The organism is Sinorhizobium psoraleae, assembly GCF_013283645.1.
In the GTDB taxonomy this organism is placed as follows: Bacteria; Pseudomonadota; Alphaproteobacteria; order Rhizobiales; family Rhizobiaceae; genus Sinorhizobium; species Sinorhizobium psoraleae.
On the sequence record NZ_JABEKV010000003.1, the window covers coordinates 748,052 to 766,379 of the forward strand.

An 18,328-nucleotide genomic window follows, 5' to 3' on the forward strand; every position below is an offset into this window, starting at 1 on the left:
CAAGCTTTCGTGGGAGCTTCGGCTCGGCCCTTGTCCCGGACGGCATTTCCGCCCTTCGTCTGAATGTGCAGACGTCAAACAGCCCCGACGAGGCAATGTTCCGCAATGGAGATGTCGCCAGCTTCAGGAACAACGAAGCTCCGAAAACGTTCTTGCGCAAACCATGGAGGGAGCCATGCAGGAGTTCCTGTGGGACAAGCCCGTAAAGGTAGGCAATTTCGGGGGCCGCGAGCGCTGCATTAACGGCCCTCACGAGGCGCTGCAGTGCCTTTCGGAGTGGCCGGAAGGCGGCGGCTGGTTCTATGAACGCGCGAAGAACCGTTGCTACGCTGCCTTGGAGATGAGGGGAGACCTGGCGCTCTCCCGCCAGGCCTTTATTGCCGCCGCGATTGAAGCCTCATTCCAGTGCGACTGAGGTCCATCGAACCGACGTTTGGCCCAGCAACTCCCGCGAGAAGGCGAATGCCTTGGAGCTTCGTCCATTGGGCGCTCGACCTAGTCAGTAGCGAGAAAACCTATAGATGGGCCAGCGCTGCGTAAGTGAAGCCCTTGGCGCTTTCGCGGCCTTGATCAGAAGCCGTCAGTTGCAAGCAATGTGTTGAGCGATGCCCGCGGATTAGGGAGGTAAATGCGCGGGCATTGCTCGTTGCGGGCTCCAATCTCGAGGGCAGCTTCGGAGCCGGCTTGGTTGTCGCTTGGGATCGCGACACTTTCCAAACTTGCCCTCGATTGAATCGTTCCACTCTTAAGAGACCCAATCAGGAGCGCTTGCACTTCTCCTCCTTCAGGGCGTGGATGAGCGGCGCCGGTAGGAGCGCGGAACCGATCCGGGCTGTTCAAGATTTTAACGTCACGGTACGGCGGCTACGCGTTTTGGCGAGTTTAGGCTGCAGGCTGTCCTTGCGTGGACTTGCGGCAAACGTGGCGACGGCGCGGCCCAGAGGCCGGTATCGATTGTGAACGGGAGTAATCTCCATGGCGGAGCATATCAAGCATAAGCTGATGAAGGCGAGTGAGATTCCCGACTTCGTTGACGACGTCATCAAGACCGGCTGCAATATCTGCGCTGTCGGTCATGACAAGTACCTCATCGGGGAGGCCGACCTGCCGGCGCTTGAACAGGAAAGAGTGGGGCGGAAGCTGGCGAAGATTGACGAGATCTATGGCGATCGCGATTTCCTCAAGCTCGAGATCGTCAGCTACCTGCGGTCAATTGGCCGGTACCTCGACGTTGGCGCGGACGGGGCTGGATAGGATCGCTGGCGTCACGAAGCGTCAATGCACCGTGTGAATGGATTGGTCGAGAAAGCTGCGGATGCCGTCCCGCTGGATGGTCGCCAGGAATTCTTCAAACGCTTCACGATCGGTGGCGAACAGATCGTCCCAGACGGTCGAGTATCCTTCTTGATCGACGACCTCGAGCGTCCAATCCCCATTCGTGCCCGCCGGGCGATATATACCGATAATGACCATCACGCCGTCGTCGACAAATTCGCCGGAGAATTCAGAAAACTCGTACTGCTGTTCGTTTTCAGCCATTGCCATTTATAACATGTTCCTGGGCAAACGCGATTGCTGGCTTGCGAGCGCAGGAAGGTGACCTGCACCCTGAAGACCGATGGCGGACGAACCGCCTGTCCTCTTCCAGTGCTTGGCTGGTCAGAACACCGCCAGGTATCTCAGCAGGGACAAGATGCCGATGATGATCACGATGGCCTGAACGAGCTGCTTGGTGCGCCCCTCGATCGGGAGGCGGTTCACGAGATAGAGCACGAGAATGACGACGAGAAAGGTAATCAGGATGCTGATCAGTATCGACATGCTAACCGCCTCGAGTGCTTGCTGCATGAAGCTTCAACTATGAGAGGTGGAACAAAAAGCAAGTGGCAGCACACATAACAACACATGTCGCTCGTCACTGTTTCCTGCGCGACACGCGTATCTCACGGTCGCGCCGATGATGCCTCGAGCGCGGCTGCGCGGGTACGGGGCGGCCGCGGCCGACCCTCCACAATTCAACGATGCCGGCCGAGACCGGCTAAGGGAACATTCATCCTTGTCTCAACGTTTTGCGCTCTTGAGGAGTTATGCCGTTGAACGAACCGCAAGTTCGCAGCGATGGGCTGCAGGTTGAAGAGCATCGGCAGTTCCAGGAAGCATTCTGGAGTGCCGAAAGGCTCGCATGGTTAGGATTTGCTAGCGTTCTCGTTCTCGTCATCCTCGGCCTCAGCGGCTCCGGTGGGATATTCTCGAAACAAGCTACCCGTTTCCAGGAAGGCACCGCGGAGTTTCCTCGCTTCAGCCGCTGGGAAGCGCCTGAGGCCATAACAGCATTGCTGTCAGCTCGAGAACAGGGTCCGAAGGTCACGATCAGCCGGGAATTCTTCCGGAGCTTCCGAGTGGAGACGATCCATCCAGCGCCGGTCTCCGCCGAAGCGGGCGACCATGGCATGACCTATCACTTCCACTCGGTACCGGGGCAGGACGTCTTGCTCACCCTCCACGTTCGACCGTACCGGCCCGGCATCGCCAGTTATCGGGTGGGAATAAACCGGGAGCCTGTTCAAGACGTTCGGACGATCGTTTGGCCCTAGATCATCTCATTGTTTTCATCGAAACAGCGAAATGATCTAACCCTTTGAAATGAAGCAGTTCATGACGGGAAGCCGTCACGCACTTTTCCTGGAATTGCTCTAGGAGTGATCGCATGGAATCTGTTGCCCGCGGCGCGGCTATCTACTTCATCTTGCTCATCGTGCTGCGCCTTTCCGGCCGACGCACCGTTGCGCAGATGACGACCTTCGATTTTGTGCTGCTACTGATCATTGCCGAGACGACTCAACAGGCGCTGTTGGGAGAAGACTTCTCCATCACGAACGCGACGGTTCTCATACTTACTCTCTTCGGCCTCGACATTCTCTTGTCCTATGTAAAGCGGTCGATGCCCAAGGTGGCGCTGCTTCTGGACGGTACGCCCACTGTCCTCATTGCGGAAGGTAAGATCGACACGCATGCATTGAAACGAGCGAGGGTGGACCTGGAGGAGGTGCTGGCTGCCGCACGGGAGCAGCACGGCCTGGCTCGGCTCGACCAGATCAGGTTCGCTATTCTCGAAGCCGATGGGGGCATCAGCATCGTACCCCAATAGCCAGGTGTCGGAAGCGAACCACCAAGCAGCAGTATATGGCGGAATGGAGTTGCATTTCGGACACAACCCACATTTGAAACCTTTACAGGCCATCGCGGGCGGCGCTCCGAGGGCCTTTGAAGCGCGATCCGGTCGATTATTACGCCGATGACTTCGTCCTGCTTGCCACCGCATTCGAGGGTGCCGACATCCGGCCCAAGCCGTTCAGCGGCAAGGCAACGTCCGCGCCAAAGTGGCGCTACCTTTGCAACTGCAAAAAGAGTGGCGACTTCAGGCGTAAGGTAGCGTCAGGTTTCCTGCTGCTCCAATGACGCCGGATCATTCGCGCGCCCGAGCATGTCAGCGTTTGTGGAAGGCGACGCGATGAGGCATCTGCGGTCCTTCATCGAGGCCGGAGGCTTGCGGCGTATGGCCCCAAATCGCTGAATGTTTCGGGGGCCTTGTTTGCTCTCCGCGCAGTGGCCCGAACCACAACAGCGTCAATACCAACTCGAGCGGTGATGCCATGACAACAATGAGCAAAGCGGCTTCCATGGATGTTCCTTCCTGTCCCGAAACGGCTCCGCTAATCCTTGGCGGTCCGATCTTGCTGGTCGGGTTCGAGGCACTTGCGGGTGATCGCGGCGGTATGTTCATCGAGCCATTGTGCCAGCCACAGGTCCTGCTGCAGGATGACTTCGGTCGGCGTAACCCTCGCTTCCCTTCGTCCTTTGTTCCTCGCAGGGATAGAACCCGAGGACTCCAGAAATGTTCCTGAGGTGATCAGCGGCCGCCTAAGGGAATATGTGCCCGTTCCTGGTCAGGCGTCGCGATGTTCTGGCTGCGGACGCGAGCCCGTGAGGAACTGCGAACGTCGCGTGGCAGAGGCGCTTAATTGGATCACGGGCGCTTCCACACAGAGTTTTGAGTGGACGGGCAAGCGCTGCTCACTATAGATGCTTGTGAGGACTGCCGAGGCTCGTGATGGAACGCAAACTCGCAGCAATCGTAGCAGGCGACATCGTCGGCTACACGCGCCTGATGTCTGAGGACGAGTCCTCGACCTACGCCGCATTGCGCGCGGCCTTCAGCGGACTGATCATCCCTACCGTTGATAAACACGGTGGTCGAACCTTCAAGACGACCGGGGACGGCTTTCTCGCGACATTCCCCAGCGTCAACGAGGCCCTCGATGCGGCGATCGAAATCCAGAACGGATTCCTCGAGCGGCCGTTTGACATGCGTCTCGGCATCAACCTCGGCGACGTCATAGAAGACAATGGCGACATGTTCGGTGATGGTGTGAACGTCGCCTCCCGGCTGGAGGCCATGGCCGAGCCAGCCAGCATTTTCGTCAGCGAGGCGGTGGTTCGTAGCGCCGACCGGAGCCGCAGCAAGCTTTTCTACAGTGTCGGGAGAAGGCAGGCCAAGAACATACGCGAGCCGCTCGCCGTCTATGCCGTTCGGATCGAACCCGGCCAAGGCAGCGGCCCGAATTGGATACGGCGGATTGGCCGCGGGCGAGCCTCTTTGCCTTACGCGGCGGGGGTGGCAGCGCTTGTCCTTGTCGTCGCCTTGCCCCAAATGCCCGCATTGAGAGCAATCGGCGCGGATATCAGCGACAGTCTTCTGCGCCTGTCAGGCGGCGAGCCTGCAGATGCCCGGCCGTCTGTCGCGGTGCTGCCCTTTGACAATATGAGTGGCGAAGCCGACCAGGACTATTTCTCCGACGGGCTGACCGAGGACATCATCGCCAATCTTGCGCGCAATCCCGAACTTCAGGTGATCGCACGCAATTCGACGTTCGCCCTGCGCGGTCAGGCGGAGGACATCCGCAGGATTGGGGAAAGACTGGGCGCGGGCTATGTGGTGGAAGGCAGTGCTCGACGCTCCGGCGACCAGCTTCGTGTGGTGGCACAGTTGATCGACGCGCGCAGCGGCGCGCATCTTTGGTCTCGCAGTTATGACCGCCGCGTCGAGGACATCTTCTCGGTCCAGACCGACCTGACGGCCGAGATCGTGTCGCATCTTGTGTCCTATGTTCGTGAATCGGAGGTCTCGAATGCGGCTGAACGCCCGACCGAAAACCTTCAGGCCTACGACCTCGTCCTGCAGGCGCGTGACCGTTACGAACACGGCTCGAAGGATGCCGGGGCGCTGATTGCCGCCCGTGCGCTGCTTCATCGGGCCCTCGAGCTTGATCCCGGCTATGCCGCCGCGCGCGCCAATCTCGGAATGACCTATATCGTTGACTTCGCGCAGAAAATCAGCGGCAGGGCGACCATGACCGATGTGGAAACGGGTCTCAGCGAGACGCGCCAGGCCGTTCGGCTCGATCCAAATCTCGCTGTCGGCTATCAGGTCCTCAGTTTCGGCCTCTCCGTTACTGGCGACTACGCCGGTGCCATGCAGGCTGCACAACGCTCGGTCGAGCTCAATCCGAACGATCCGGACAGCCTGATGGCGCTGGCGAAGGCGCAGGTGCGATTTGGCAGCTATGACGAGGCGGTGCGCAACGCCGAGCGGGCGCGCCGGCTGCATCCCATCGCACCAGAGTACTATACCTATGTCTACGGCCAGGCGCTCTACGCTGCCGGTCGTCTGGACGAAGCCGATCAGGTCTTGCGGGAATGCCTGATCCGTGCGCCGCGCGAGGCAGACTGCCTGCTGATACACACGGCGGTCCAGAGCCAGCGCGGAGACGTGCAAGGAGCGCAGCGCACGATGGCGCGGCTGACGGACGTGAAACCTGAGTTTTCACTTGCGGATGAGCGCGCCAATCGTCGCTTCGGCGCCTCTCCGCTCATGGACCAGTTTCTCTCGCAACTGGCAGAGGCGAGGGCTCCGGACGTAACGAGTGGCTTCGTTTACCCGGGCCTTGGACCATTGCTGTAGGGGCGGAACGCCGTGTGTTGTTGGCGTTCACGCATTCAGTGACGGACTTACAGCCGGACATCCAAGAGCTTTGCAATCGAGTCGATTCCCAACTGAATCAGCTTCTCGACACCGCTCGGAGCTTCATTCAAGCACGCCTCAATCCACAAGCCATCGAGGACGGCGTGGACGATGACGGTCGTGTTTTCTACTTCCGCGGCGGAAAGCGGCCGGCCTTCTGCTTCGAAGACGGCTGCTATCAGAGGTTCGGTGGCGCGTCGCAGGTCTAGATAGCTCTGGTCACGCACGGCCGCGATCAGCGGATCGACCCTGCTTTGGCTCACGAACGTGGCCCAGAGAGAAAGCATCCTGTAGTCCGAGGCGGGAGCATCCAGGGTCGCGACGATGAAGCGGCGAAGGCGCTCATGCGGTGTGCCTTCGGTTGAGGTCAGCTCCCGCATCGATGCAGCAGTTATGAGCTCGATCGTCCTGCGGTAGGCGGCCACAATCAGGTTCGCCTTGGCGTCGAAATGATGCCGGATCAAACCGTTCGACACCCCAGCGCGCGCGGCGACGGCACGAACGGACGTCGCCTGGATGCCAAGCTCGGCAATGCACTCGAGCGTCGCCTCGATAAGGTCACGCTGCCGTCCGCTGTCTGGCAACCCGTTGTCGGAACTCTGCATATCCGTACGCTCCCCCTGCTCGGCCTTATATACCCGATTGGCAGAGAGAATACATTCCTTCGACTATACACTTGCATAGCGCTATGCAAGTGTATAGTGTCGCTGCCAATCAAGGGCAGCCGGGGAAGGCGCGCCTGAAAAGGGAACACGGGAACAGCATTCTTCTTCATGGCTGGATCGGGCATTGCCCGCGTCGCTACGATCGCGACGCGAAAGGTTCCGTCGTGCCTGAAGAAGTCCGCCGGCAGGCTGTGCTCGCCGGCTCTATCGGGATGAGGCGAATGACAGCGAACGAGACTGCCAACAGACGTTACGACATTCTCTTCGAACCCGTGAAAATCGGCCCTGTCACGACGCGCAACCGTTTCTACCAGGTACCGCACTGCAGCGGCATGGGGCATCGCTATCCAGAGGCCGATCTGTACATGCGGCGGATGAAGGCCGAGGGCGGCTGGGGAGTGGTCTCGACGCAGGAAACGGAAATACATCCCTCTTCCGACATTTCCCCGTCCAACCAGGGACGGATCTGGGACGACCGCGATGCTGATAGACTGAAAGAACTGACGGAGGCGGTTCACGAGCGCGGCAGCCTCGCAGCGATCCAGCTCGTCCATAACGGCATCCATACCGCCAATCGGCTGACCCGCATCGCGCCCTACGGCCCTTCGGATATGGTGGTGGATGTCGAGGACCCGGTACAGGCCCGCGCGATGGACAAGAGCGACATCGCGGCCTTCCGTCAATGGCATCGCGATGCGGCGCTCAGGGCCAAACGTGCCGGCTTCGACATCATATATGTCTATGCCGGCCACGACATGACGCTGCTCCAGCATTTCCTGCTGAAACGGCACAATTCGCGCACTGACGAGTATGGCGGCAGCTTCGAAAATCGTCTGAGACTGTTCCGGGAGGTGCTTGCCGACACCCGCGACGCGGTCGGCGACCGCTGCGCCGTCGCTGTCCGTTTCGCCGTCGAGGAACTGCTCGGCGCCGACGGATTGCAGCATGATGGCGAAGGGCATGACGTCGTCGCAGCCCTCGCCGACGAACCCGATCTATGGGACGTCAACCTCTCGAACTGGTCCAACGACAGCCAGACCGCCCGTTTCTCCCAGGAGGGCTTTCAGGAAGAGTATGTCTCCTTCGTCAAGAAGCTCACGACGAAGCCCGTCGTCGGCGTCGGCCGCTACACGTCGCCCGATGCCATGGTCCGGGCAATCAAGACGGGCGTACTTGATCTCATCGGTGCCGCGCGCCCCTCGATCTCCGATCCCTTCCTGCCGAAGAAGATCGAAGAAGGCCGGATCGACGACATTCGCGAATGCATCGGTTGCAACATCTGCACCGCAAGCGACAACACCGTCGTTCCGCTTCGTTGCACCCAGAACCCCACGGTTGGGGAAGAGTGGCGCAAGGGATGGCATCCGGAAATCATTCCGCCGCTGGCCCGGCCCCAATCGGTGCTCGTCATCGGCGGAGGCCCGGCCGGTCTCGAAGCCGCGCGGGCGCTCGCCCAGCGGGGGGCCGACGTGACGGTTGCGGAGGCATCCCGCGAATGGGGGGGACGCGTCACCAAGGAAGCCAGGCTGCCGGGTCTTGCAACCTGGGCCCGCGTTCGGGACTGGCGAATGAACCAGCTTCGCCAGGCCCCCAATGTGGAGCTCTATCTCGATAGCCCACTCACGGCGGACGACGTGCTGTCTTACGGGATCCAGCACGTCGCGATCGCGACCGGCGCCCGGTGGCGGACCGACGGGGTCGGGCGCACCCATCGTTCGCCGTTACCGTTTCTCAACGGCGACGCGGTCGTCGGCGTCGATGCGCTCCTCAGCGAAGGGGCATCGGCTTTGGTCAATGATGGTCCGGTCGTCGTCTTCGATGACGACCGCTACTACATGGCGAGCGTCCTGGCAGAAATGATCGCGCTATCAGGGCGGAAGGTCACCTTCGTCACCCCTGCGTCGATCGTTGCGCCCTGGACGGAGCATACGCTGGAGCAGCGGCGGGTCCAAACCCGGCTGATCGACCTCGGCATCGACATCATCCCGCTGCATCAGTTGAGCGGACTGACGCAAAGCGTCTTTACGATCGAATGCATCTATTCCGGCAGGAAGCGGGAGATTGCCTGCGCGGCAGTCGTCCCCGTCACGGCAAGACTTCCTTCCGATCGGCTCTGGCATGAACTCGCCGCGGTATCGGACGGCTGGGCTGACCACGGCATCGAAACCGTCGAAAGGATCGGGGACTGTCTCGCCCCCGGGATCATCGCCGCTGCCAACTATGCTGGGCATTTCTACGCCAGGAAATTGGCGCGGGCGATCGTCGACGATTACGATGCCTATCGCTGACGTTAACTCGGCTCCTTACCGCTCAGGCTAAAGGAATCCGCAAGGCAAAGCGCAGTGGTGGTCGTCTCGACCGGCCCGGCGAAAGCCGGGGAGTGATCGCGTCGTTTTGAAAAGACGCAGTTCAGGCGAATTCCGCGCTCATACGCACGAGGTCTTCCCACAGACTTTCGGCAAAGCCGCGCAGGACCATGATCTCGAAAACGGCAATCTCGATGCGCGTGAGATGCACGGAGACATGCCCGAGCAGGGTCATGGCGGACGTGCCGACGGGGAATGCGCCGGGATCGAGATCAACCGCCGTGCCCTTGGCGAGCATTCGCTCCACCATAGTGCCTTCGACGCGGATGCGAATGCGCCCGTGGCTCTGGTCGACTGCCGTCGCATGCGGCTGAAGCGCTGCCGAGAGCGCAGCGAACTCGTCCCGAGAGAGCGGCGCGTCGCCGACGATGAACCATTGCCCGGGGCCGGCGGCATGCACGGCACGGTGCGCGGGCCCTGCGGCTTTTTCCAGCACGCCGGAGAGGTCGGGAGCATGGGGCCGCCGGCCGAGAACCTGAACGACGTGGCCTTCCGGCATGGCGGTTAATGAGACGCCGCGTGAAGCCGGTCCGGTCGCCGAACCGAGCGCCGGGCGAAGTGCAATTCGGAAATCAGACATGGAGCCTCTCGTTCGTGGGATCGACGAAGGTCGGATCGCAGAGGATGGCGGGCGTGTATTCGCTTTTCAGCCCATTCCAGACCACGACTTCCTCGCCGAGGCGCTCCGGTCCGCGTTTGACGAGCGCGAGGCCGATCGTGCAGCCGACATGCGGCGAGAAGGCGCTCGACGTGATATAGCCTTGATCGTTCTCGAGCGTCGGCGCTGCGTTCTTCTCCAGGATGTGCGAGCCCGTCTTGAACGATGCGGTTGGGTCAAGAGGGCGCACACCGACGAGACGGAGCCGGTCGGAGGCCTTCAAGCCTTCCCGCTCCAGCATAGCCTTGCCGATGAAATCAGCCTTTGTCGCGGAGACCAGCTTGCCGAAGCCGAGATCATCCGGGATGACGGTGCCGTTTATTTCCGAATGGGTGACATGGCCCTTCTCGATGCGCAAGACACCGAGCGCTTCCGTCCCGTACGGCTGGAGACCGTATTCGGCGCCCGCATCCATCAAGATATCGGCGACGCTTTCCGCATAGCCGGCGGGTACGGCCAGTTCATAGGCAAGCTCGCCCGAGAAGGAGATGCGGAAGAGGCGTGCGTGCAATTTGCCGCCGCAAAGCGAGACTTCCTTCGCAGCAAGGAACGGGAAAGCCGCACTGGAGATGTCGTCGTCGACGATCTTCTCCAGGACCAGCCGAGCCTTCGGTCCGGCGATCGCCATCTGCGCCCATTGATCGGTGGCCGAGGCGAGACGGACATCGAGCTCGGGCCAAAGTGCCTGGGCGCAAAATTCGAGATGGTTCATGACACCCGCCGCATAGGCGGTCGTCGTCGTCATGAAGAAATGCTCTTCGCCGAGCCGGCTCGTCGTGCCGTCGTCGTAGATGAAGCCGTCCTCGCGAAGCATGAGCCCGTAGCGCGCCTTGCCGACCGGCAGCTTCAAGAAAGCGTTGCAATAGATCCGGTTCAGGAATTCCGCGGCGTCCGCCCCGAAGATCTCGATCTTGCCGAGCGTCGACACGTCGCAGAGCCCGACGTTCTGCCGGACGTTGACGACCTCGCGATCGACACTTTCGCGCCAGGTCTTTTCGCCGCCGCGCGGAAACCAGGCCGACCGGTACCAGAGCCCCGTCTCGACGAAGATCGCGCCGTTCTTGGCAGCCCAGTCATGCAGCGGCGACTTGCGGACCGGCTGGAAATGAAACCCGGAATGTGCGCCGGTCAGCGCACCGAACGACACCGGGGTATAGAAAGGGCGGAATGTCGTCGTTCCGACCTCGGCAGGCGAAACGCCGCGTGCTTCGGCGAGAAGCCCGATCGCGTTTACGTTCGAGAGCTTGCCCTGATCCGTCGCCATGCCGCTGGTCGTATAGCGCTTGGCGAGTTCCACATGGCCGTAGCCCTCGCGGACCGCAAGGCCGATATCCTTGAGATGCACGTCGTTCTGAAAGTCGACGAAGGCCTTGCCCTTGATGCCGGGGATCGACCAGAGAGGTTTTGCCGGGCGGCTTTCCTCTTCCGCCTCGACGTTCGGCAATGTCGCGGGCCGGCAGGAGAAACCGAGCTCGCAGAGGATTGCCATGGTTTGCGCGGAACCCTCCTGCATGCACGCGGCAATGCCGGCCGTCGCAGCCGCGGCGCCGGCAATCCTAAGGCCCTTCAGATCTTGAGGCGCGAGAAAGGCGGCCTTTTCCTCCGACCAGAACGGTTTGCTGCCCCGAAGGCAGGCGAGATGGATGATCGGGCTGAAGCCCCCCGCGATGGCGAGGGCATCCACCGCGATCGTTTCCGACCGGCCGTCGCGCAGGACCTCGATGGCCGACACCGATTTGCTGCCCTTTGTTCGGGAGACAACCGCGTTTGCGATCAGCCGCGCCCTTCCGCGATAGCTGAGGGCCGCCGTCGGTCGGCTGTCGACGACGGCGGTGACCTCGACGCCGGCCGCTTCGAGATCGCGCGCGAGAAGATAGCCGCTGTCGTTGGAGGTGAAGATGGCGGTCGCCTTGCCTGGTGCGACCCCATATCGGTTGAGATAGGCGCGCATTGCGCTTGCCGTCATCACGCCGGGGCGGTCGTTGCCGCCGAAGACCAGCGGGCGCTCTTCGGCGCCGGTTGCAAGCAGAGCCTGTTTCGCGACGATGCGCCACAGCCGCTCGACCGGCAGATGGCTCGCCGGGTCGCGTACATGCTTCTGCACGCGTTCGACCGCGCCGAAGACGTTGCCGTCGTACCAGCCGAAGACGGTCGTTCGCGTCATGAGCCGAACATTGGGCATCGACTGCAGTTCGGCGCCCGCCCCGTCTGCGAAGTCGCTTGCCGTCTTGCCATCGATCATGGCGGTGTCGAAAAGCAGCGATCCGCCCGGCATCGAGCCTTCGTCGACGAGAATGACCCTGGCGCCGGCGCGCCCGGCAGTCAGCGCCGCGGCGAGCCCAGCCGGACCGGCGCCGACGACGAGCAGGTCGCAATGCGCCCAACTCTTCTCGTAACTGTCGGGGTCCGCTTCGTGCGTTGCCTTGCCGAGGCCGGCGGCCCTTCGGATGAAGGGCTCGTAGAGCTTCTCCCAAAGCGGCGCCGGCCACATGAATGTCTTGTAGTAGAAACCGGCGCCAAGGAATGGCGACAGGAGTCCATTCAGGGCGCCGACGTCGAAATCGAGCGACGGCCAACGGTTCTGGCTCCTGGCTTCAAGTCCCTCATAAAGTTCCTGGACGGTGGCACGCGTGTTTGGCTCGGTGCGTCCGCGGCGGCCGATGGTGACGAGCGCATTCGGCTCGGACGCGCCCGCTGTCAGAATGCCGCGTGGGCGATGATATTTAAAGCTCCGGCCGACGAGCATCTGTCCATTGGCAAGCAGGGCGGAGGCAAGCGTGTCGCCTTCAAAACCCTGCATAGGCTTGCCATCGAAGCTGAAGGCGAGCGGCGCGCCGCGATCGACAAGACCACCCTTGGCGAGGCGATAGGAGGTCATGGCCGGACCCCCGCCAGTTTTGCGGCGGCGGCATCCAGACAGAGTTCGACCTCATGGCTCGCCGTGTCCCGGGTCACCACCAGCCAGCGGCGGCAACCGGAGGTATGATGCCAGTATTCCCGATGGATGCCCCTCGGATTGTCGCGCAGATAGACATACTCCGTCCACGCCTGATGGCCGGCGTCGGGCGCTGGGCGGGATAGAACCGCACCCTTGATCGCGAACTCTTCCTTGGGCCGTACGCCGCAATGAGGGCACGAAATGAGACTTGCCACGCTTGTCTATCCTCTTTTGCGGGTTGCTCAGTGAAGGTTGGGCTGCGCCCCCATACCCTTTTCGTCGATAAGGAAGCCCCTCTCGAACCGGTCGAGGCGAAATGCTCTTGCGGTCTCCTGCGCCTGATCGCGGGCGATCAGATGGGCGAAGCAATAGCCGGAGGCGGGCGTCGCCTTGAAGCCGCCATAGCACCAGCCGGCATTCAGATAGAGATTGTCGAGATGGGTGCGGTCGATGATCGGCGAGCCGTCCATGCTCATGTCCATGATGCCGCCCCAGGAGCGTAGGACACGCACGCGCGACAACGCCGGGATCATAGCCTTGCCGGCTTCCGCGACATGCTCGACCGTCGCGAGATTGCCGCGCTGGGCGTAGGAATTATAGCCGTCGAGGTCGCCGCCGAAGACGAGCCCGCCCTTGTCCGATTGCGACACGTAAAAATGGCCGGCGCCGAAGGTGACGACGCAGTCGATGAAGGGCTTCAGGCCTTCCGAGACGAAGGCCTGAAGCACATGGCTTTCGATCGGCAGGCGCAGATCCGCCATCGCCGCCACCTGCGAGGAATTTCCGGCCGCCGCAAGCGCCAGCTTGCCGCAGCCGATGAAGCCCCTCGTCGTTTCGACGCCGGTGACGCGGCCGTTTTCGCGCCTTATCGCGGTGACCTCGCAGTTCTGAATGATGTCGACGCCACGGCTGTCGGCCCCGCGCGCGTAGCCCCAGGCAACGGCGTCGTGGCGCACCGTGCCGCCGCGCCGTTGCAAAAGGCCGCCCTGGATTGGAAAGCGGGCATTGTCGAAATCCAGGAAAGGCAGCATCTCGCGCACGGCGGCCTGGTCGAGGAGTTCGGCGTCGACGGCATGCAGCCGCATTGCGTTACCGCGGCGGGTATAGGCATCGCGCTGCGCATCGGAATGATAGAGATTGAGCACGCCGCGCTGCGAGACCATCGCATTGAAATTGAAGTCCCGCTCTAACCCCTCCCAGAGCTTCATGGAGAGCTCGTAAAACGGGTTGTTTCCAGGTAGCAGATAGTTGGAGCGGATGATCGTCGTGTTGCGGCCGACATTGCCCGAGCCGACATAGTTCTTCTCGAGCACCGCGACATTGGCAATTCCGAATTCCCTGGCGAGATAATAGGCTGTCGCCAGCCCGTGACCGCCGCCGCCGACGATCACCACGTCGTAATGCGCCTTGGGCTGAGGGTCCCGCCATGCGGCGCGCCAACCGCGGTTACCGGTAAGGCCGTTTAACAGAATGGAGAGAGCTGAGTAGCGCATCGCTGGAATCCCTGAGCATCTGCCCTCTTGATAACGCGGCCGGAATGGAATGAATTGCAGAAAAGAGACGATTTCCTGTACAAATGGGCCATTGCAATGACCGAGGCGAAAAATGTCCAGAAAATGGGCTTTGTCCTGATCCGCAATTTTGCGCTGATGTCCTATGCCTCCGCGATCGAGCCGCTGCGCGCGGCAAATCTGATCGCCGGCCGCGATCTCTATCAGGTGAAGCCCTTGTCCTTCGCCGGCAGATCGGTCGTCAGTTCCTCCGGCGTTGCCGTCGATTGCGACGACGCGGCCGCAAATGCGAAACATTTTCACACGGTCTTCGTTTGCGCCGGCGGTGGGCGGGCAGACTGGGAAGAAGCCGCACCCCTCTATCCAGTGCTGCGCAGGCTCTCGCGCGAAGGCGTGCGGATCGGCGGCATTTCCAGCGGCGCTTTCATTCTTGCGGCGGCCGGTCTCCTCACCAATCGTGATTTCACCATCCACTGGGAACATGCGCCGGTGTTGCGAGAGACATTCCCGGATCTCAGCCCTCGTCAGGCGCGCTATGTGCTCGACGGCGATCGCATCACCTGCGGCGGCGGCGTTGCGCCGCTCGACATGATGCATGCGCTGATCTCGGAACGGATGGGTTCGCACTTCGCCCGCCGCGTCAGCGACTGGTATCTTCATACCGCCATCGCGGAACCGGCGGATCCTCAGAGGGCGTCGTCGGCGGAGCGCTTCGGCACCACGCATCCTGCGCTTCTCGCGATACTCGAAAAGATGGAGGCAACGATCGAGCAGCCTCTTGAGCGCGCCGCCATGGCGCGCTTTGCCGGTATCAGCCCGCGGCATCTGGACAGGCTTTTTGCGCAGCACCTCCGATCGGGGTTCCTCGAAACCTACCGGCAGACGCGGTTGCGCCACGCCAGGCGCCTTCTCGAACAGAGCCCTCTCTCGATCTCGGAGATCGCGTTTGCCACCGGTTTCTCCAGCCCGGGGCATTTCTCACGCGCGTTCAAGGCACTTTTCGATCGGACGCCGGGAGAGTGTCGCCGCTGAATTTTCTTGTGAGCTGAAGAAATTTTCCTTTGCGGCACAAGCCGGCGCGACGCCGGACGAGGCGGCCAAAGCGTTGCTCGGCGCAGACGCCGTGGCCGCGCTGACGCATGCGAATTGAACCGGGGCGGTGGACAGAAGCCACCGAAGGACGCCGCCGATAAAAACCGCTTTCGATCTGATGCGCGTGGACGGCCCATCGCGGGGCCACTCCGCTTTACATTTCTTTACGTTCGCCCAGAACGCTCGAAACGTCGCTCAGTTAGCTTTCCTCCCTTGCAGCAGGCGCTGCGGAGTGAAAGGAGACTAACGATGGAAAACGATGACAAGAACCTGTCGAGCCCGTCCGCCAGCGAACCCGCTTCGAAGGGCTGGGGTCGGCGCGCCGCGATCGGCGGTCTCGCAGCCGTCACGGTTGTCGGCGGGATCGGTTATGCAGCCGCGCGCAGCGACGATTTCGGCTTCGGCATGGGTCGTTTCGGTATGGGCGGCCAGATGATGCACGCGCATATGGGAGGCGGCTTTATGGAACACCGGATCGGCTCCGTGCTCGACGAACTCGATGCGACACCCGAGCAGGAAGACAAGCTTTGGGACATCATCGACAAGGCGCGCTCTGAGATCAGGCCGACATTCCGGGACTTCCGCGAGACGCGTGAGGAGGTTATCGAACTCCTCGGCGCGTCGACCATCGACCGCACCGCCGCCGAGAAACTGCGCAGTGAGCGCATTGCGGCCATCGACGAGGCCTCGCGCAAGATGACGACCGCGCTCCTCGACGCCGCGGAAGTGCTGACGCCGGAGCAGCGCGCCAAGCTCGTCGAGCATCTGAAGGAGCGCAGGGGTCACGGTCGGTGGTAAGACTTGCCCGGCTACTGCATGTTTCCTTAAGAACATGCAACAATTCAAAAGCGCTACAGCGACCTTTGCGCGTCTGATAGGACGGGCGCGCTGTAGGCAACTCAAACGGAGCGCAAGAAATGGCGGAACGGGTCTTGATCGTTGACGACGACACGCGCCTTTCCGCCATGCTTGCCGACTATCTCTCCGGAAACGGATACATCGTCCGCACCGCGCCGACGGCCACGGCGGGCCTCGCTGATCTCGGCCGCCATGGGCCGGACGCCGTGATCCTCGACGTGATGCTTCCCGACTTCGATGGGTTCGAGACCTGCCGGCGCATGCGCGCCGTCTCAGACGTGCCGATCCTGATGCTCACGGCCAAGGGCGAAGAGACAGACCGCATCGTCGGGCTGGAGCTCGGGGCGGACGACTATCTGCCGAAGCCGTTCAATCCCCGCGAACTGCTGGCGCGGCTGAAGGCGATCCTGCGCCGCCGCAATGGCAGCGCGGCGGTTTCGCGTACCTTTCGGTTCGGACGGCTGGAGATCGATCCGGGATCCCGCGCGGTCAGGATCGACGGCCGCGAATGTGCGCTGACCAGTTATCAGTTCGACCTGCTTGTGGCGCTTGCCGAAAATGCCGGCCGCACGCTGTCGCGCGAGCAGTTGATGGACGCGGTCAAAGGCGAGGAGCTGGATGCGTTCGACCGCTCCATCGATGTCCACATATCACGCATCAGGGCGGCCATCGAGAACGATCCCAAGCATCCGAGGCGCATCATCACCGTGCGCGGCGCCGGCTATGTCTTCGCCCGTTTCCAGGACGACGAGAGGTAAAGCATGTCGCCCAAAAGTGTGCAGCGGTTTTGGGATAACGACATGCATCAAAAAGCAGAGACCTAGAGTGATGCGCAGTCGGCTGTTTCTGAAAATATACCTGACGCTGCTGGCGAGCCTTGCGGCGGTCGCCGTCGCCAGCGCGGCCTTCGTGTGGCTGGGGCAGGGCGAGGAGGAGTTGAGTTGGCAGAGCCAGCGCGCGCGGTTTGTCACCGCGCTGATCCCGCCCGATATGGACCGGCGGTCGGTCGAGGCGACGCTAGAGCGGTTTTCACGGGCCTTCGATGCCGACATAGCGGTCTACGATCCGGGCGGCAAGCTGATCGCGAGCGCTGGCCGGCCGTTGCCGCCCGACATCGTCGAGCGACCCTGGCACCACGGCAGAGGCAACTTTCACACCATGGTGACCGAGTTGCCCGACGGTCGCGCGGTCGCCGCGCGCATGGAGCGGCCTTTTCGCCCGGCCGGCCGCAATCCGCTCGCCTATCTGGCGTTGATCGCCGGCGTCATCGGGCTCGCCGCCTATCCCGTGGTGCGTCACCTGACCCGCCGGCTGGAGCGGCTGCGCGGGGGCGTGGATGCCTGGGGCAGGGGCGATTTCGTAGCGCGCGTGCCGGAGGACGGCAGCGACGAGGTCGCGGCGGTGGCGAAAAGCTTCAACAGGGCGGCCGATCATGTCGAGCGACTGATCAAGTCACACCGCGCTCTGCTCGCCAATGCCAGCCACGAATTGCGCTCGCCGCTTGCGCGCCTGCGCATGGCGATCGATCTCTATGAGCAGGCGCCGGACAAGAGCCGCAAGGAGGAGATCGTCCGCAACCTCGCCGAACTGGACACGCTCGTCGAGGAGATCCTGTTGGCGAGCAGGCTGGACCATGTCGAGAAGCTTGATGCGCCAGAGCCCATCGACCTGCTGGCCCTGGTCTCGGAAGAGGGGGCGCGCAACGGCGTCGAGGTCTCCGGCACGCCGGCGACGGTCACGGGCGATGCGCGCCTCATCGGCAGGCTCGTGCGCAATCTCATGCAGAACGCGCTGCGCCACGGCGGCCCACCTGTCACAGCCACTGTCGTGCGCGCAGGCAGCATGGTGGAACTCAGGGTCCGCGATCACGGGCCGGGCATACCGGATAGCGAGAGCGCCCGCGTTTTTGAGCCGTTCTACCGGCCCTCGGGACGCAGCGAGGCGACGGGCGGCTGGGGCTTGGGGCTGGCGCTGGTGCGCCAGATCGCCGAGCGCCACGGCGGCGCGGTCCGTTACGAATCTCCTTCGGACGGCGGCGCCTGCTTCGTCGTGACGCTTCCGGCGAATCGGGCCGCCCGAACGATGCACTGAGGGATGCTGCCTTTCACTCTGGCTGCGATTTCCGGATCCCACCGGTTGCGGCGACTATCGTCAGATG

The 18,328-nt window shown here is 62.3% G+C and carries 18 protein-coding genes; 11 read left to right on the forward strand and 7 right to left on the reverse strand.

What is annotated here, in order from left to right:
• Nucleotides 1-175 precede the first annotated feature (175 nt).
• Complete coding sequence (locus ILFOPFJJ_RS19240; RefSeq protein WP_173512154.1) at nucleotides 176-415, forward strand: DUF982 domain-containing protein; 240 nt, start codon at nucleotides 176-178, stop codon at nucleotides 413-415.
• A 560-nt stretch (nucleotides 416-975) separates the two neighbouring features.
• Entirely contained in the window at nucleotides 976-1,254 is a 279-nt protein-coding gene (locus ILFOPFJJ_RS19245; protein ID WP_173512155.1) for a Y4lK-related protein, read from the forward strand.
• A 21-nt stretch (nucleotides 1,255-1,275) separates the two neighbouring features.
• Here the strand turns inward: ILFOPFJJ_RS19245 and ILFOPFJJ_RS19250 are convergent, their stop codons facing one another.
• On the reverse strand, nucleotides 1,276-1,539 hold the full coding sequence (locus ILFOPFJJ_RS19250) for a hypothetical protein (protein ID WP_173512503.1): 264 nt from the start codon (nucleotides 1,537-1,539) through the stop codon (nucleotides 1,276-1,278).
• Nucleotides 1,540-1,659: 120 nt separating this feature from the next.
• The gene (locus ILFOPFJJ_RS19255; protein ID WP_173512156.1) at nucleotides 1,660-1,821 is read right to left on the reverse strand and encodes a Thivi_2564 family membrane protein; all 162 of its coding nucleotides are present in this window, start codon (nucleotides 1,819-1,821) and stop codon (nucleotides 1,660-1,662) included.
• A 266-nt stretch (nucleotides 1,822-2,087) separates the two neighbouring features.
• On the opposite strand from ILFOPFJJ_RS19255, the gene ILFOPFJJ_RS19260 reads away from it, so the two are divergent.
• The 4 genes from ILFOPFJJ_RS19260 (at nucleotide 2,088) to ILFOPFJJ_RS19275 (ending at nucleotide 6,022) form a co-directional block, all read left to right on the forward strand.
• On the forward strand, nucleotides 2,088-2,594 hold the full coding sequence (locus ILFOPFJJ_RS19260) for a hypothetical protein (RefSeq protein WP_246299686.1): 507 nt from the start codon (nucleotides 2,088-2,090) through the stop codon (nucleotides 2,592-2,594).
• A gap of 113 nt (nucleotides 2,595-2,707) precedes the next feature.
• A complete protein-coding gene (locus ILFOPFJJ_RS19265) occupies nucleotides 2,708-3,148 on the forward strand; it encodes a DUF421 domain-containing protein (RefSeq protein ID WP_173512158.1) in 441 nt (146 codons plus the stop codon).
• Between the two features lie 116 nt (nucleotides 3,149-3,264).
• Nucleotides 3,265-3,459: a hypothetical protein gene (locus ILFOPFJJ_RS19270; protein ID WP_173512159.1), complete on the forward strand. Its 195-nt coding sequence runs from the start codon at nucleotides 3,265-3,267 to the stop codon at nucleotides 3,457-3,459.
• Between the two features lie 652 nt (nucleotides 3,460-4,111).
• The gene (locus tag ILFOPFJJ_RS19275; RefSeq protein WP_173512160.1) at nucleotides 4,112-6,022 is read left to right on the forward strand and encodes an adenylate/guanylate cyclase domain-containing protein; all 1,911 of its coding nucleotides are present in this window, start codon (nucleotides 4,112-4,114) and stop codon (nucleotides 6,020-6,022) included.
• A gap of 47 nt (nucleotides 6,023-6,069) precedes the next feature.
• Here the strand turns inward: ILFOPFJJ_RS19275 and ILFOPFJJ_RS19280 are convergent, their stop codons facing one another.
• Entirely contained in the window at nucleotides 6,070-6,687 is a 618-nt protein-coding gene (locus tag ILFOPFJJ_RS19280) for a TetR family transcriptional regulator C-terminal domain-containing protein (RefSeq protein WP_173512161.1), read from the reverse strand.
• 281 nt (nucleotides 6,688-6,968) lie between these two features.
• Here ILFOPFJJ_RS19280 and ILFOPFJJ_RS19285 point away from each other — a divergent pair, with 281 nt between their 5' ends.
• Nucleotides 6,969-9,035: an oxidoreductase gene (locus ILFOPFJJ_RS19285; protein ID WP_173512162.1), complete on the forward strand. Its 2,067-nt coding sequence runs from the start codon at nucleotides 6,969-6,971 to the stop codon at nucleotides 9,033-9,035.
• A gap of 121 nt (nucleotides 9,036-9,156) precedes the next feature.
• Here ILFOPFJJ_RS19285 and ILFOPFJJ_RS19290 read toward each other — a convergent pair whose 3' ends face one another.
• From ILFOPFJJ_RS19290 to ILFOPFJJ_RS19305, 4 genes are read right to left on the reverse strand one after another with little or no spacing between them, the layout of a single operon-like run.
• Nucleotides 9,157-9,693 (reverse strand): sarcosine oxidase subunit gamma family protein, encoded by a 537-nt coding sequence (locus ILFOPFJJ_RS19290; RefSeq protein WP_173512163.1) that lies wholly within the window; start codon nucleotides 9,691-9,693, stop codon nucleotides 9,157-9,159.
• Complete coding sequence (locus ILFOPFJJ_RS19295) at nucleotides 9,686-12,649, reverse strand: sarcosine oxidase subunit alpha family protein (RefSeq protein WP_173512164.1); 2,964 nt, start codon at nucleotides 12,647-12,649, stop codon at nucleotides 9,686-9,688. The genes ILFOPFJJ_RS19290 and ILFOPFJJ_RS19295 overlap by 8 nt, the downstream gene beginning before the upstream one ends.
• Nucleotides 12,646-12,924, reverse strand: a complete 279-nt coding sequence (locus tag ILFOPFJJ_RS19300) for a sarcosine oxidase subunit delta (protein ID WP_173512165.1) — start codon at nucleotides 12,922-12,924, stop codon at nucleotides 12,646-12,648. Before ILFOPFJJ_RS19300 ends, ILFOPFJJ_RS19295 begins: the two co-directional genes overlap by 4 nt.
• A gap of 27 nt (nucleotides 12,925-12,951) precedes the next feature.
• Entirely contained in the window at nucleotides 12,952-14,202 is a 1,251-nt protein-coding gene (locus ILFOPFJJ_RS19305; RefSeq protein WP_173512166.1) for a sarcosine oxidase subunit beta family protein, read from the reverse strand.
• A 96-nt stretch (nucleotides 14,203-14,298) separates the two neighbouring features.
• Here ILFOPFJJ_RS19305 and ILFOPFJJ_RS19310 point away from each other — a divergent pair, with 96 nt between their 5' ends.
• The 4 genes from ILFOPFJJ_RS19310 (at nucleotide 14,299) to ILFOPFJJ_RS19325 (ending at nucleotide 18,261) form a co-directional block, all read left to right on the forward strand.
• Complete coding sequence (locus ILFOPFJJ_RS19310) at nucleotides 14,299-15,252, forward strand: GlxA family transcriptional regulator (protein ID WP_173512167.1); 954 nt, start codon at nucleotides 14,299-14,301, stop codon at nucleotides 15,250-15,252.
• A gap of 309 nt (nucleotides 15,253-15,561) precedes the next feature.
• The gene (locus tag ILFOPFJJ_RS19315; protein ID WP_173512168.1) at nucleotides 15,562-16,110 is read left to right on the forward strand and encodes a Spy/CpxP family protein refolding chaperone; all 549 of its coding nucleotides are present in this window, start codon (nucleotides 15,562-15,564) and stop codon (nucleotides 16,108-16,110) included.
• A gap of 119 nt (nucleotides 16,111-16,229) precedes the next feature.
• Nucleotides 16,230-16,928, forward strand: coding sequence for a response regulator (locus ILFOPFJJ_RS19320; RefSeq protein WP_173512169.1), 699 nt, complete (start codon nucleotides 16,230-16,232; stop codon nucleotides 16,926-16,928).
• A 70-nt stretch (nucleotides 16,929-16,998) separates the two neighbouring features.
• The gene (locus ILFOPFJJ_RS19325; protein WP_173512170.1) at nucleotides 16,999-18,261 is read left to right on the forward strand and encodes a sensor histidine kinase; all 1,263 of its coding nucleotides are present in this window, start codon (nucleotides 16,999-17,001) and stop codon (nucleotides 18,259-18,261) included.
• The last annotated feature ends 67 nt before the right edge of the window (nucleotides 18,262-18,328 follow it).